Consider the following 14,394-nt stretch of genomic DNA (forward strand, 5'->3'; position numbering starts at 1 on the left):
ATAGACTATGCCTTCAAATCTGGCTTATCGCGAGTAAATCTATGAAAATCGGCATCATTGGTGCAATGGAAGAAGAAGTTACGCTGCTGCGTGACAAAATCGAAAACCGTCAGACGATCACCCTGGGCGGTTGTGAAATTTACACCGGCCAACTGAACGGGACCGAGATTGCGCTGCTGAAATCCGGCATCGGTAAAGTCGCGGCGGCGCTGGGCGCAACGTTGCTGCTGGAACGTTGCAAGCCGGATGTCATTATTAATACCGGTTCCGCTGGCGGTCTGGCCCCGACGCTGACAGTCGGCGATATCGTCGTTTCCGATGAAGCGCGTTATCACGACGCCGACGTTACCGCGTTTGGTTATGAATTTGGTCAGCTCCCTGGCTGCCCGGCAGGTTTTAAAGCCGACGACGCGCTGATCGCGGCGGCGGAATCCTGCATCGCAAAACTCAACCTGAATGCGGTTCGCGGACTGATCGTCAGCGGCGACGCTTTCATTAACGGCTCCGTGGGCCTGGCGAAAATCCGCCACAATTTCCCGCAGGCGATTGCCGTGGAAATGGAAGCAACCGCGATCGCGCATGTCTGCCATAACTTCAACGTGCCTTTCGTGGTAGTTCGCGCCATCTCTGATGTGGCCGATCAGCAATCCCACCTCAGCTTTGACGAATTCCTGGCCGTAGCCGCGAAGCAGTCCAGCCTGATGGTTGAAACGCTGGTGCAGAAACTGGCGCATGGCTAAATTATTCCCCAGGGCGCTGGCCGCCCTGCTTTTAGCCCTTCCGTTGTGGCTTTGCGCCGCACCGCGCGTCGTTTCCCTCTCCCCTTCCAACACCGAACTTGCCTTTGCCGCAGGGATCACGCCCGTTGGCGTCAGCAGTTATTCCGACTATCCCCCGCAAGCAAAAAACATCGAAGAAGTCTCCACCTGGCAAGGGATGAATCTGGAACGTATTGTGGCGCTCAAACCCGATCTGGTCATCGCCTGGCGAGGGGGCAATGCTGAACGGCAGGTTAACCAGCTGGCGTCCCTGGGCATTAAAATCATGTGGGTGGATGCCGTAACCATTGAGCAGGTCGCCGACGCACTGCGCCAGCTTGCCGCATGGAGTCCTGAGCCAGAAAAAGCCAGACGCGCGGCGCAAACGCTGCTGGACGAGTATGCCGCGCTAAAGTCGCAGTACGCTGATAAACCGAAAAAACGCGTTTTTCTCCAGTTTGGCGCAAATCCGTTATTCACCAGCGGAAAAGGTTCCATCCAGCACCAGGTTCTGGAGGTCTGCGGCGGAGAAAATATTTTTGCGGGCAGTCGCGTCCCCTGGCCGCAGGTCAGCCGCGAGCAGGTGCTGGCCCGACATCCGCAGGCGATTGTCGTTACCGGCGATGCGGGCGAAATTCCTAAAATCGAACAATACTGGCAAAATCAGCTAAAAATCCCGGTTATACCGCTGAATGGTGACTGGTTTGAACGCGCGAGCCCGCGTATCATCCTCGCCGCAAAACAACTCTGTAATGCGCTTTCACAAGTAGAATAGAACCTGCGCAGTCAGGTTCTCAGTGGGGATTCGATAATGCTCGTCTATTGGCTGGATATTGTAGGCACAGCTGTCTTTGCTATCTCTGGCGTATTGCTGGCCGGAAAGTTGCGTATGGACCCGTTTGGCGTACTGGTATTGGGCGTCGTGACCGCAGTGGGCGGCGGGACGATCCGCGATATGGCGCTGGATAACGGGCCCGTCTTTTGGGTCAAAGATCCGACCGACCTGGTGGTGGCGATGGTCACCAGCATGCTCACCATTTTGCTGGTGCGCCAGCCGAGACGATTGCCTAAATGGATGCTTCCCGTGCTGGATGCCGTCGGCCTCGCGGTGTTCGTCGGTATTGGCGTCAATAAGGCGTTCCTTGCCGAAACAGGCCCGCTGGTCGCCATCTGTATGGGCGTGATTACCGGCGTCGGCGGCGGGATTATCCGCGACGTGCTGGCGCGTGAAGTGCCGATGATCTTACGCACGGAGATTTATGCCACGGCCTGTATTATCGGCGGCATCGTGCATGCGACGGCGTTTTATACCTTTTCCGTGCCGCTGGAAAGCGCCAGTATGATGGGGATGGTTGTGACGTTGATGATTCGTCTGGCCGCAATTCGTTGGCATTTAAAATTACCGACGTTTGCTCTGGATGAGAACGGGCGTTGATTTCACTGCCCGATGGCGCTGACGCTTATCGGGCCTACATTCAGGAACGCAGCAACACGCACCGTAGGCCGGATAAGACGCCCTGCGTCGCCATCCGGCAATACATCAGATACTAAAGGACGAACCACACCCGCAGGTGCTTTTCGCATTCGGGTTGGTGACCACAAAGCGGGAACCTTCCAGACCTTCGGTGTAATCGACAGCGCCGCCTACCAGATATTGCAGGCTCATCGGGTCAACCACCAGGCCAACACCCTGCTTCTCGATGGTCATATCACCTTCGTTCACCTGATCATCAAAGGTAAAACCGTACTGGAAACCGCTGCAACCACCGCCGGTGATATACACGCGCAGTTTCAGATTCGGGTTATCTTCGTCAGCGATCAGGCTTTTTACTTTCTTGGCTGCTGCTTCAGTAAATTGCAGTGGCAGCGCTACGTCATCACTCATTTTTTGCTCCAAACGACATTGGCAATTGGGCAAATTATAACCCAATCGTTATGGCATTATCTAATACCCTGGTATTTCATTCAAGTATTCTCACCAGCGACCGACCGCTGGCTTTTTGCCGCCTGCTCCGCATCCTGTTTCGCCAGCGTGCGCGCAAGGATGGTGGAGTATAGCGGTTTTCCGCCCATAAATTGTGCTAATAGTGTTGCGCCAAGACAGGTAATAATCATTGGCAAAATGAGCTGATAGTTATCGGTCATCTCCAGCACTAACACGATCCCCGTTAAAGGCGCACGCACCGACGCCGCCAGCAACGCGCCCATTCCGGCAATCGCGAATGTTCCGGCTTCCAGATGGTACTGCGGAAAACACGCCGTAGCCGCCATACCAAATGCGGTGCCGAGCAACGTCCCCAGCGCCAGCATTGGCGCAAAAATTCCGCCCGGCGCGCCGGATGAGAAACAAAGCAGCGTGGTAAGGACGCGGGCGATAAAAATAAACAGCAGCAGGCCTACGCTGTAATTCCCCGCCGCCGCAATGGGGATCAAATTAAATCCACCGCCCGCCGCTTCCGGCTCAATTAAGCCGAGAATACCGCACAGGCCGCCGATCGCGCCGCCCATCAGAACCCACTTTTTGATTTCGCCGCCGTGAAAACGCTGGAACATATCCTGAGTGCGTAATACCAGGTGATTGAACAGCGGCCCGACGCAGCCAAAAATCATGCCGAGGATTAAATATAACCATAGCGTATTAACCGGTGCGTTTGAGAGCTTCCCGACCTCAATAATCGGCGCTTCACCGTTAAAAATACGAAACACAATGCTCGACATGATCACGCCCGTAAACACGGCTTTGATCGAAATTAAATTGTAGCGAAACTGCGGGCGCATCTCTTCGATGATAAATAAGATCCCCGCCAGCGGCGCGTTAAAGGCTGCCGATAACCCTGCGGCCGCACCGGTTGCCAGTAAGGTGTGACGCGCCTCGGCGCTACGCATACGGAAGAGGTCCAGCACCATCCGCCCGATATTGCCCCCGATTTGTACCGTCGGCCCTTCCCGCCCCAGCACCATGCCAGCGCCCAGCGTTCCCATACCGCCCACAAATTTCACCGGCAGCACGCGCCACCAGCGAACAGGACGCAACTCTTCCAGCGCGCCTTCTATTTCCGGGATGCCCGACCCACCGGCTTCCGGCGCAAACTTACGCACCAGAAAATAACCGACCATCGCCAGCAGCGCAGAGAGGATAAAGGCCAGCGGCCAGACCAGAATCGCGTAATCGGCCGTCTGAACGAGCGCGCCGATACGTAAGTTCTGCACCCAGGTCACGGCTTTCTCAAACGCAACGCCAATAAGACCCGTGACGGTGCCGACCACCGCCGCCGTGAATAAGATGGCCAGCGGCGTTTTATCCCGCTGAAGTAGTCTGCGGATCAGATCCCCGCGCCGTAAGCGCACAACTTGCTGTGCTTCGAAAGTGGGAGTGTCTGTGTTCATCAGATGATCATTAATTGGTAATACAAATACAGAAGCGGCATTGTACCTGCCTGTTTCGGGAAAATCCCCTGTAAATCGTCATGTTTCAAATGCGCAAAATGTTCATAACCTTCTGTGAATAACTTAGAATAAAGGGCATTCACTTTTTCTACGAACCAGGAACCCCATCCATGAGCAAGTCTGAAAACCTCTACAGCGCAGCGCGCGAGCTTATCCCCGGCGGCGTCAACTCCCCTGTTCGCGCCTTCACTGGCGTGGGCGGCACCCCGCTGTTTATCGAAAAAGCAGACGGCGCGTATCTGTATGATGTCGATGGCAAAGCGTACATCGATTACGTCGGCTCCTGGGGTCCGATGGTACTGGGCCATAACCACCCCGCCATCCGTAATGCAGTGATTGAAGCCGCTGCGCGCGGGCTGAGCTTCGGCGCGCCGACCGAGATGGAAGTTAAAATGGCGGAGCTGGTCACCGAACTGGTGCCGACTATGGACATGGTGCGGATGGTAAACTCCGGCACCGAAGCCACAATGAGTGCGATTCGCCTGGCGCGCGGCTTCACCGGTCGCGACAAGATCATCAAATTTGAAGGCTGCTACCACGGCCACGCCGACTGCCTGCTGGTGAAAGCGGGTTCCGGCGCACTGACGCTGGGCCAGCCGAACTCACCGGGCGTTCCGGCTGATTTCGCCAGACATACCCTGACCTGCACCTATAACGATCTGGCCTCTGTACGCGCGGCGTTCGAGCAATATCCGCAAGAGATTGCCTGTATTATCGTCGAGCCGGTGGCGGGCAATATGAACTGCATCCCTCCGCTGCCGGAATTCCTGCCGGGCCTGCGCGCTCTGTGCGACGAATTCGGCGCGCTGCTGATCATTGACGAAGTGATGACCGGTTTCCGCGTGGCGCTGGCGGGCGCACAGGATTATTACGGCGTAGTGCCGGATCTGACCTGTCTGGGAAAAATCATCGGCGGCGGTATGCCGGTAGGCGCATTTGGCGGACGCCGCGATGTGATGGACGCACTGGCGCCGACTGGCCCGGTTTACCAGGCGGGAACGCTTTCCGGCAACCCGATTGCCATGGCGGCGGGTTTCGCCTGCCTGACCGAAGTCGCCCAGCCGGGGATTCACGAGACGCTGGACGAACTGACGACCCGACTGGCAGAAGGCCTGCTGGACGCCGCGCAGGAAGCCAACATTCCACTGGTGGTGAATCACGTCGGCGGTATGTTCGGCATCTTCTTTACCGACGCGGAATCCGTAAACTGCTATCAGGATGTAATGGCATGCGACGTTGAGCGCTTCAAACGTTTCTTCCACATGATGCTGGATGAAGGCGTTTACCTGGCGCCGTCCGCCTTCGAGGCAGGCTTTATGTCCGTAGCGCACAGCATGGACGATATCAACAACACCATCGATGCCGCACGTCGGGTATTTGCGAAACTGTAAATCGTCATTGCCGGGTGGCGCTTACGCTTACCCGGCCTACATATGGCGCCGTAGGCCGGATAAAGCACCATTACCGGCTCTGCTTGCGTAACAGATAAATAAAATACGGCGCGCCGATAAACGTCGAGAGCAATCCCGCCGGGATCTGATACGGGAACAACACCATTCTGCCGCACCAGTCGGCGAAAACCAGCAGTATTCCCCCCGCCAGCGCCGACATAATCATATGCGGCATCGTGCGGCGAAAACCGAGCATCCGCGCGATATGCGGCGCCATCAGCCCAACGAAGCTCAGCGGCCCAATGGTCATCGTCGCGGTCGCCGTCAGACAGGCCGCCAGCAACAACAGCCCAACACGCGATGGCGTCAACGCGATACCCACCGCCCGCGCCGTCTCACCGCCCAGCGGTAAAATGGTTAACCAGCGACGACACAGCGGCGTAATCGCCAACAGAATCACCATCACAATGCCGGTGCGTACCACCTGTTCTTCCGACGCGTTGTAGGTCGAACCGGAAATCCAGGTCAGCACTCCCGCCATGCGCGGATCGCCGCTCGCCTGTAACATCATCAACAGCATCGTAAACGCCGTACTGAGCGCCATCCCCGCCAGCAGCATACGGTGCGGAGAAAAGCCTCCGCGTCCTGCCGCGACCATGATGATCAGCAACGTCGCCGCCGCGCCGATGCTCCCGGCAGGCAGCAGCCAGCCAAAGGCGTTACCCGGCACCAGGAACAGCATCAGCACCACGCCGAACGCCGCGCCGGAGCTGATCCCCAGCACTTCCGGGCTGGCCATCGGGTTTCCGGTCAGGCGTTGAATAATGCACCCCGCCACCGCCAGCATCACGCCCGCAATCAATGCCGCCAGAATACGCGGCCAGCGCCAGGGCATCAGTTCATCCAGCAGCGCGCCGCTCGCCCAGTTCCAGCCGTGCGCGTCACGGCCAAAAGAGAGCGCCACGAACACCGCTAACAGCAGCACGACACCGCCTGCCAGCGCAAAACTCAGCACATGCTGGCGTTCCGCCGCTACGCGGTCATTGGCGTTCATTGCCGGCGCGCTCATGCTGCGCAGACGCGGCAGCAGCCACAGCAACAGCGGCGCGCCAATCAGCGCTGTCACGGAACCCGTGGAGACCTCCATCCAGACGCGGGTCAGCCACAAAATGGTCTGATCGGAAAGCCAGAGGATCAGCGCGCCAATCAACGGCGCCAGCATCAGGCGCGCCAGTAAGCGACGCGCGCCAAGCATTTTCGCCAGCAGTGGGGCGAACAGGCCGATAAAGCCGATAATCCCAACGGCGTTAACCAGCATCGCGCTGAGCACGATCGCCAGCGATAAAGCCGCCAGACGCGCCAGCGACAAGGCCAGCCCCAGATTGCGCGCCACGCCGTCATCCAGCCCCATCAGGGTCATCGGACGCAGCAATAGCAAAGTGAGCATCACACCGCCCAGCAGCTGCGGCCACAGCCTCTGCACCCCGCTCCAGTCGGTTTGCGTCAGCGTTCCGGTGCTCCACAGGAACATGCTTTGCAACTGGTCGTGGTGGAAAATCACCATCAGCTGGTTAATCGCCCCGCAATACAGGCTCACCACCAGACCGGCGAGAATCAGCGTAACCGGTGACAGGCGTTTTCCCCAGGCGACGCCAAACACCAGCGCCCCCACCACGCACGCGCCTGCCAGCGCCGCAAATTGCGTGGCCATCGCGCCGGGAATCGCCCATAGCGTCGTTACAGTAATCCCGAGCTGCGCCCCTGTCGCCACGCCGAGCGTCGTTGGTTCCGCCAGCGGGTTACGCAGCACCTGCTGGAACAATACGCCCACCAGCCCAAGTCCGGCCCCGACCAGCAAGGCGATCGCCAGGCGTGGTAGCAGGCTATAGTGGAAAATCATTTGCTCAATGCTGTCGATATCCGGCGACCAGAACGCTTGCTGCCACTGGCTGCGCGGCAATGCGATGGAGAAGTTAAACCAGGTCAGCCAGGCAGCGGCGATAAATAACACCGCCAGCAGCAACGCCGGAAATAGCGCAATACGTCGGCTCACGCTTTACCTCCCAGCGCATTATCCAGAATGCGCACGAAACGCATGCTCGACAGCGTCGCGCCATAAAACCAGACGGCAGGCACGCGCTGAAAACGTCCGGCGCGCACAAACGGCATCGCCTGCCACAGCGGCGTCGCCATCAGCGCAGCCATATCCGGGTTATTGCCGTGATCAAAACAGAGGACGTCAGCGTCTTTATAGGCCGCCAGCCGGTCGATACCAACCGCAGTGCTGCCCCAGAAATTGGTTTCCCCCTGCCAGGCATTGCGAATGCCGAACGCGTCCAGCGTCTCCTGGAATAAGCAGTTCGGGCCGAAAACCAGCATATGGCGCGGATCGAGCAACGTCATCAGCAGCAGAGGCCGGTCGCCACGCCGGGCAAAGCGCGGTTTCTGGCTGTCGATAAAGCTATCGTATTCCGCCAGATGGCGGCTGGCCGCAGACTCAAGATTAAGCAGTTGCGCCATTTCAATTAACGACTGACGCGCTACCGCTAACGGCTTTTTGCCGTCGCTGAAGCTAAAGCCGCGCCCCGGCGCGATACGCGCCAGCTTTTCAGGCGAAGAGCCATAGCCTGCCGACCAGACCATAAATGAGGGCTTCATTTCGGTCAGCAGTTCCAGATTAGGTTCGGTACGCAGCCCAACGTCAATGACCGACTCCGGCAATGCCGGCTCGTTAACCCACAGGCGATAATTGGGAATATCCGCCACGCCGTAAGGCATGATGCCGAGCGCTAACAGCAGCTCTACCGGCAACCACTCCAGGGCGACAATACGATGAGGATCGACGGTTGCGGCCCGGGCTTGCCCCATTTGCCAGAGCAGAGGAGAAAGCGCCATCGCCGTTAACAATCGACGTCGGGTAATAGAATGTAAACCGCTCATTAATAGACAAAACTCACGGGTGCGGCACCAGCCGGATGCGGCAAAATTCCCATCGGGATGCCATAAATCAGCTCCAGCGTTTCACCACGCATCAACTCTGCTGGCGTTCCCTGGGCAATCATTTCGCCACCGCGCAGCGCCACCAGATAATCACAGTAGCGGGCCGCCATGTTGATATCGTGCAAAACGGCAATCACCGTCAGCCCACGCTGCTGGCTTAAGCGGTGCACCAGCGCCAGCACATCAACCTGATGCGCGATATCCAGCGCGGAGGTGGGTTCGTCGAGTAGCAAACAGCGGCTATCCTGGGCCACCAGCATGGCGATCCACGCCCGCTGACGTTCCCCGCCGGAGAGGCTGTCCACCAGACGGTGCGCCAGTGGTTTTAGTCCCACCAGCGTAATCGCCTCTTCCACTTTTTCTCTGTCGGTTACGCCAAAACGACCCAGCGCGCCGTGCCACGGATAACGCCCAATCGCCACCAGCTCGCGCACCGTCATCCCTTCCGCCTGCGGAAGCTGCTGCGGCAGATAGGCGACCTTGCGGGCAAACGCTTTACTGTTCCAGCTGTTCAATGGCTGATCGTCGAGCAACACGTCGCCTTCCGACGGCGATTGATGCCGCCCCAGCATTTTCAGTAAGGTTGATTTACCTGAGCCGTTGTGACCAATAAGCCCGGTAACTTTACCCACCGGAAAGGTCAGCGAAAGAGGATGCAGAAGCGTGCGGCCAGGCACACGAAAGGAGACATTACGTAGGGCGAAAGTCGTGTCGGGACGGGTTATGTTTTCCTGCATAGCGGCCAACTTGTAAAGCGGGCACGGCGAACCGTGCCCAAAGAGAAATTAGAAACGGAAGGTTGCGGTTGCAACGACCTGACGCTCCGCGCCCCAGAAGCAGCCATAGGTAGCAAAACAGCTGGAGACATATTCACGATCAAGCAAGTTTGTTACATTTACTGCAACACTGGAACCCGCCATCCCCAAACGAGCCAGATCGTATTTCACAACTGCATCCATCACAGTTGAACTACCGGCCTTAAAGGAGTTCTCCGGATCGCCATAGCTGGAGCCAACTAAACGGCCACCAGTCCCCAGCGTTAAGCCAGAAAGGTAACCTTCGTAAAAGGTATAGTCGCCCCAAAGCGAAGCCATATGTTTCGGCACCTGAACAGGGGTTTTGCCTTTCAGCGTTGTGTCTTCCGTATATTCAGCATCCGTATACGTATAAGACGCTGTCATATTAATGTTCGCATTAACTGCCGCTTTCGCTTCTAACTCAACGCCACGTGAACGCACTTCACCTGCCGGAACCTGAGCAAACGGATTACTTGGATCAGAAGTCAGATTGTTCGTTTTGGTCAGTTCATAGACAGCAGCAGTGACTACAACAGGCAGATCTTTCGGCACATATTTCACACCAGCTTCATATTGCTTACCTTTAGAGGGAGCATAAGCAACGTTGTCCGCAGGTGTAGCAGCCCAGGCTTTAGACGGGTTCGGTTCGAAAGACTCGCTGTAACTGAAATATGGCGTAATGCCATTATCGAAGAGATAATTTATCCCGGCACGCCAGGTAAATTGCTCATCGTTACGTTCAACTTTCTGGTTGCTGGAACGAATTGTTGTTGCCTGCTCAGACCAATCATAACGCCCTCCCAGAGTTGCAACCCATTTATCCCATTCCAGTTGATCCTGAACATACAGGCCAGTCTGATGTTGAGTATTTAACTGGAAAGGTTTCGCATCCGGGAACACGACATCCTCATATACAGGATTATTCATATCTAACGGAGGCGCTGTACCATAAGCGTTGTCGATATCGTTACGCAGACGAGAATAGTCAACACCCGTCAGCAGAGTATGCGCCACATCACCTGTAGCAAACTTGCTTTCCAACTGTGTATCTACACCAAAATCATTATAGTTTTCATTCGCGACAATACTCTGTCGGGTCAGTTGGTTGCCAACAGCACCAAAACCGTACACTGTTTGCTGAGATGTCTTAATTTGGCTATAACGTAAATTTTGGCGCACGGTAAATGTGTCATCGAAACTGTGCTCAAAGCTATACCCGACCATTCTTTGGTAGCGAGAATAGGTATTGTTAGGAGCAGCATCGGTAAAACTTACTGGAATACGAGAACCGTCAGGTAAGGGTTCTACCGTCCCCTCTTTCGGCAACCAGCCATAAAAACCCGTTGAAGGTTCATTCTGGATATTTGCACGCAGTGTCAGGTTTGTTTTCTCATCCGGTTTCCAGCTAAACACGGGAGCAATGGCATAACGCTTCTGCTTCGCAAAATCCTGTTGCTCATCGTTTGAGCGAGCAAGCCCTGTTAAGCGATAAGAATAGACGCCATCATCATCCAGAGAATCGCTGAAATCAAAACCAGTCTGGAACAGATTGTCTGTTCCCATTTTAAATTGAATTTCTTTTAAAGGCTCTGACGTCGGGCTTTTGCTTACCATAGAGATCAAGCCGCCCGGATTACTTTTTCCATAAAGAACGGACGTCGGTCCACGCATCAATTCCACACGTTCAAGCATATAGGGATCAACAACAGCAGAACTGTAGTAGTCACCCTGTAATTTGATGCCATCCAGGTAATTGTTCGGGGTTGGGCCTGGCGTGTAAAAACCACGAATAATAACAAAATCATAGGTGGTAGAAGCGCCGCGTGTTGAAGCGGCAGCCCCTGGAGTATATGCCAAAGCCTCTTTTACTGAGCCTGGCTGATGAATATCCATCTCTTCACGAGTCACCACCGAAACAGACTGTGGTGTTTTCTCAATCGGGGTATCGGTCTTGGTGGTGGTTGCGGATCGTTTGGCCGCAATCGTTGGTGATGGCCCCCAGGCACTTTCCTGCTGGGCAGGTGCAGCGGTTACGGTGATAGTTTCTTCTTTCGGTTCAACCGCCGCCTGTGCATAGACAGACATGCCGCTAACCGCTGTGGCTACTACGACTGCGATTTTACGCAGCGAAGAGTTTGGCTGAGCAGTTTTAAGACGCGCCATTGGTATATCTCTAATGAAAAGTGAATGATAACGTAAACGAGAATTATTCTTATGACCGCAGCATAATATTCGAAACGTTGGCGCGATAGCAAGCAATACGCGCCCCTATCAAAACTAAGGGGTTAAGAAATAACCAGATGAAAAGGAAGGGTTAATGATTTAGGCTGGAATGTTATTCTGCGGAAATTTGCCGGATGGCGGCGCTGGCGCGCCTTATCCGGCCTACAAGATCCAATGCGTTTATTGGTCCCGTAGGCCTGATAAGCGCAGCGCCATCAGGCACAACGGTTAGTTACTACCAAACATATCCTTGATCCACCCCGCCACGCCGTCGCTGTCTTTCTTCTCCTGCTGCGCCGGTTGCTGCTGTTGAGGCTGCTGTTGCTGCGAAGAAGACTGATCGAACGGATTCCCGGTCGGCTGCTGCTGTTGCATCATTTCGCCCTGCTGGCACAGCGCGTCCGGGTCGGTCGTCCAGACCGGCAGCGCACGCATTCCACCGCTACAGACGAAATTACCGTCGTAATCAACGCCCATATCCACCACATCTTCCGGCGGCGTCAGCGTCAGCGGCGTTGGCGTTTGGTTCGCCAGATAACGCTGATAAATCGACATCGCGCCGCTGGCGCCGTACAGTTTCGTCGGCTGGTTATTATCGCGACCCACCCAGGTAATCGTCACCTGGCTGCCATCAATCCCTGCAAACCAGGTATCGACATTGTTGTTGGTGGTCCCGGTTTTACCCGCCAGATGCAGGCCCGGATACTTCGCGCCCAGCTGACGCCCGGTGCCGCGCTGCACAACCTGCTGCATCGTCCACAACGTCATATACGCCGCCTGCGCCGGAACCGCGCGCTCAGCCTGCGGGAAGCTCTGATACAGCACCGTACCGTCTTCCGCAATCACCGAACGCAATGCTGACAACGGCGCCCGGTTGCCGCCGCTGGCGATGGTCTGGAACGCTTGCGCCACTTCGATTGGCGTCAGGTTCAGCGCCCCCAGCAGCATGGCCGGAACCGGATGCAGCTGATCTTTCGGCACGCCCAGCTTCATCCAGGTATCGGTGACGGCAGGAAGCCCCAGCGCCATCCCCAGATTCACCGTCGGCACGTTCATGGAGCGCGTCAGCGCGTCCACCAGCATCACTTTGCCACTTTCGCTGTAACGACGGTCATCGTTCTGCGGAGACCAGACCTGCCCGTTCGGCTGACGAAGCGCGATCGGCGCGTCGGCAATCCAGGTGTTCAGGCGATACAGCTTCGGCTGGCTTAACGCCGTCAGATAGGTCGCCGGTTTTGCCAGAGAGCCGATAGAACGGCGCGCCTGCATCGCACGGTTGTACCCGGCGAACTGCGGCTCCGCCCCGCCGACCATCGCACGCACCTCGCCGCTGAAGCGGTCTACCACCACAATCGCGGTTTCCAGATCGCTCAGATTGCGCTGTTTCTTCAGCGCCGGAATGCCCTCAACGGCCGCTTTTTCAGCCGCATCCTGCGCCACGGAATCAAAAGTGGTGAAGATCTTCACGCCAGAAAGGTCTTTCACTTTGTCGCCGAGCTTCGCCTGCAACTCCTGACGCACCATCTGCATAAAGGCTGGCTGTGGCGAGATCACCCCGCCGCGCGGCTGCACGCCCAGCGGACGCGCACTCAGCATGTCGTACAGCTCCTGGTCGATCACCTGCTGTTGTTGCAGCAGACGCAGTACCAGATTACGACGCTCCAGCGCCAGTTTCGGGTTACGCCACGGGTTGTAGATTGACGCCCCTTTCACCATCCCCACCAGCAGCGCTTGCTGATCGAGACTCAACTCTTCAACCGGGCGGCCAAAGTAGTACAGGCTCGCCAGCGGGAAGCCGCGAATCTCGTTATCGCCGCTCTGGCCGAGATAGACTTCGTTCATGTACAGCTCAAGGATCCTGTCCTTGCTGTAGCGCGCATCCATCAGCAGCGCCATGTAAGCTTCGTTCGCTTTACGCCAGTAGGAGCGTTCGCTGGTGAGGAACAGGTTTTTCACCAGCTGTTGCGTCAGCGTACTCGCCCCCTGAACCGTGCGCCCGGCGGTAAGGTTCGCCAGCACCGCACGACCGATGGAATACAGGCTAACGCCATCGTGCTCATAGAAATGACGGTCTTCCGTCGCCAGCAGCGTATCCACCAGCAGATCCGGGAAACCGCTGCGCGGCACGAACAGGCGCTGTTCGCCGTTCGGCGAAGAGAGCATGGTAATCAAGCGCGGATCGAGACGGAAGAAACCAAACTGGCGGTTGTTATCCATATTCACGATCGTATCCAGATGGCCGCCGTCAAAGGTCAGACGCGCACGCACCTGCCCTTCTTTGCTGTCCGGGAAGTCAAACGGACGGCGGATCATCTCGATGCTGTTCGCCTGCACGGTAAACTCGCCGGGACGCGTCATTTTCGTCACCTGACGGTACTGGGTGGCCTCCAGCAATTTCACCATTTCATTCTTGCTGACGGGCATTTCCGGCTCAAGGTTAACCATCCGGCCATATACCGCCGCAGGAAGCTGCCAGACTTTGCCATCAATACGGCTACGGATTTTTTGATCCAGATAGACGCCGTAGATCGCAATCAGCACGACAAAAACAATCGACAGTTTTAGCAGTAGCCAGAGCCAGCCACGCTTGCCACGAGGCTTACGCCCTTTGCCCTTACCGTTACGCGGCATCGGTTCTTCATCCTCATAGTCATCATCATAATCGTCGTCGTACTCTTCATCTCTGAGTCGACGACGGCTTACCTTTTGTTTCACCGGACGCGGTGGTTTCCCTTTGCGTCCAATTGGCTCGCGGTCATTCCCGGCCATGCTTTTTCT

11 protein-coding genes and 1 pseudogene are annotated in these 14,394 nt (G+C 56.4%); 4 read left to right on the forward strand and 8 right to left on the reverse strand.

Features of this window, described 5'->3' with window-relative positions; all coding sequences use genetic code 11:
• Positions 1–41: 41 nt before the first annotated feature.
• From mtnN to OGX80_RS00950, 3 genes are read left to right on the forward strand one after another with little or no spacing between them, the layout of a single operon-like run.
• Positions 42–740, forward strand: a complete 699-nt coding sequence (gene mtnN, locus OGX80_RS00940) for a 5'-methylthioadenosine/S-adenosylhomocysteine nucleosidase (RefSeq protein ID WP_012133998.1) — start codon at positions 42–44, stop codon at positions 738–740.
• Complete coding sequence (gene btuF / locus OGX80_RS00945) at positions 733–1,533, forward strand: vitamin B12 ABC transporter substrate-binding protein BtuF (RefSeq protein WP_115181975.1); 801 nt, start codon at positions 733–735, stop codon at positions 1,531–1,533. Before mtnN ends, btuF begins: the two co-directional genes overlap by 8 nt.
• Before the next feature lie 36 nt (positions 1,534–1,569).
• Positions 1,570–2,193 (forward strand): TRIC cation channel family protein, encoded by a 624-nt coding sequence (locus tag OGX80_RS00950; RefSeq protein ID WP_012134000.1) that lies wholly within the window; start codon positions 1,570–1,572, stop codon positions 2,191–2,193.
• Between the two features lie 105 nt (positions 2,194–2,298).
• On the opposite strand, the gene erpA is transcribed toward OGX80_RS00950, so the two are convergent.
• The 3 genes and pseudogenes from erpA to clcA all read right to left on the reverse strand — a co-directional run bounded on the left by erpA (position 2,299) and on the right by clcA (position 4,145).
• A complete protein-coding gene (gene erpA, locus OGX80_RS00955; protein ID WP_012134001.1) occupies positions 2,299–2,643 on the reverse strand; it encodes an iron-sulfur cluster insertion protein ErpA in 345 nt (114 codons plus the stop codon).
• Positions 2,636–2,695: pseudogene (gene yadW, locus OGX80_RS00960) on the reverse strand (small protein YadW). Before yadW ends, erpA begins: the two are co-directional and overlap by 8 nt.
• Positions 2,696–2,723: 28 nt before the next feature.
• Positions 2,724–4,145: a H(+)/Cl(-) exchange transporter ClcA gene (gene clcA, locus OGX80_RS00965; protein WP_115181976.1), complete on the reverse strand. Its 1,422-nt coding sequence runs from the start codon at positions 4,143–4,145 to the stop codon at positions 2,724–2,726.
• Positions 4,146–4,315: 170 nt separating this feature from the next.
• On the opposite strand from clcA, the gene hemL reads away from it, so the two are divergent.
• Entirely contained in the window at positions 4,316–5,596 is a 1,281-nt protein-coding gene (gene hemL, locus OGX80_RS00970) for a glutamate-1-semialdehyde 2,1-aminomutase (RefSeq protein WP_049011622.1), read from the forward strand.
• Between the two features lie 70 nt (positions 5,597–5,666).
• Here the strand turns inward: hemL and fhuB are convergent, their stop codons facing one another.
• The 5 genes from fhuB to mrcB form a co-directional block, all read right to left on the reverse strand.
• Positions 5,667–7,649, reverse strand: coding sequence for a Fe(3+)-hydroxamate ABC transporter permease FhuB (fhuB, locus tag OGX80_RS00975; protein ID WP_012134005.1), 1,983 nt, complete (start codon positions 7,647–7,649; stop codon positions 5,667–5,669).
• Positions 7,646–8,536 (reverse strand): Fe(3+)-hydroxamate ABC transporter substrate-binding protein FhuD, encoded by an 891-nt coding sequence (gene fhuD / locus OGX80_RS00980; protein WP_233644204.1) that lies wholly within the window; start codon positions 8,534–8,536, stop codon positions 7,646–7,648. Before fhuD ends, fhuB begins: the two co-directional genes overlap by 4 nt.
• Entirely contained in the window at positions 8,536–9,333 is a 798-nt protein-coding gene (fhuC, locus tag OGX80_RS00985; RefSeq protein WP_115181977.1) for a Fe3+-hydroxamate ABC transporter ATP-binding protein FhuC, read from the reverse strand. Before fhuC ends, fhuD begins: the two co-directional genes overlap by 1 nt.
• Before the next feature lie 48 nt (positions 9,334–9,381).
• The gene (fhuA, locus tag OGX80_RS00990) at positions 9,382–11,556 is read right to left on the reverse strand and encodes a ferrichrome porin FhuA (protein ID WP_286471076.1); all 2,175 of its coding nucleotides are present in this window, start codon (positions 11,554–11,556) and stop codon (positions 9,382–9,384) included.
• Positions 11,557–11,844: 288 nt separating this feature from the next.
• Complete coding sequence (mrcB, locus tag OGX80_RS00995; protein WP_012134009.1) at positions 11,845–14,385, reverse strand: bifunctional glycosyl transferase/transpeptidase; 2,541 nt, start codon at positions 14,383–14,385, stop codon at positions 11,845–11,847.
• Positions 14,386–14,394: the final 9 nt, after the last annotated feature.

The sequence above is a fragment of the Citrobacter sp. CK194 genome (assembly GCF_030333395.1).
Taxonomy (GTDB): Bacteria; Pseudomonadota; Gammaproteobacteria; order Enterobacterales; family Enterobacteriaceae; genus Citrobacter_B; species Citrobacter_B koseri.

Excerpts from the sequence above, each read along its gene's own strand:
- mrcB (WP_012134009.1), bottom strand. The coding sequence starts at position 14,385 with ATGGCCGGGAATGACCGCGAGCCAATTGGACGCAAAGGGAAACCACCG.
- btuF (WP_115181975.1), top strand. The coding sequence starts at position 733 with ATGGCTAAATTATTCCCCAGGGCGCTGGCCGCCCTGCTTTTAGCCCTT.
- mtnN (WP_012133998.1), top strand. The coding sequence starts at position 42 with ATGAAAATCGGCATCATTGGTGCAATGGAAGAAGAAGTTACGCTGCTG.
- hemL (WP_049011622.1), top strand. The coding sequence starts at position 4,316 with ATGAGCAAGTCTGAAAACCTCTACAGCGCAGCGCGCGAGCTTATCCCC.
- clcA (WP_115181976.1), bottom strand. The coding sequence starts at position 4,145 with ATGAACACAGACACTCCCACTTTCGAAGCACAGCAAGTTGTGCGCTTA.
- OGX80_RS00950 (WP_012134000.1), top strand. The coding sequence starts at position 1,570 with ATGCTCGTCTATTGGCTGGATATTGTAGGCACAGCTGTCTTTGCTATC.
- erpA (WP_012134001.1), bottom strand. The coding sequence starts at position 2,643 with ATGAGTGATGACGTAGCGCTGCCACTGCAATTTACTGAAGCAGCAGCC.
- fhuD (WP_233644204.1), bottom strand. The coding sequence starts at position 8,536 with ATGAGCGGTTTACATTCTATTACCCGACGTCGATTGTTAACGGCGATG.
- fhuA (WP_286471076.1), bottom strand. The coding sequence starts at position 11,556 with ATGGCGCGTCTTAAAACTGCTCAGCCAAACTCTTCGCTGCGTAAAATC.
- fhuC (WP_115181977.1), bottom strand. The coding sequence starts at position 9,333 with ATGCAGGAAAACATAACCCGTCCCGACACGACTTTCGCCCTACGTAAT.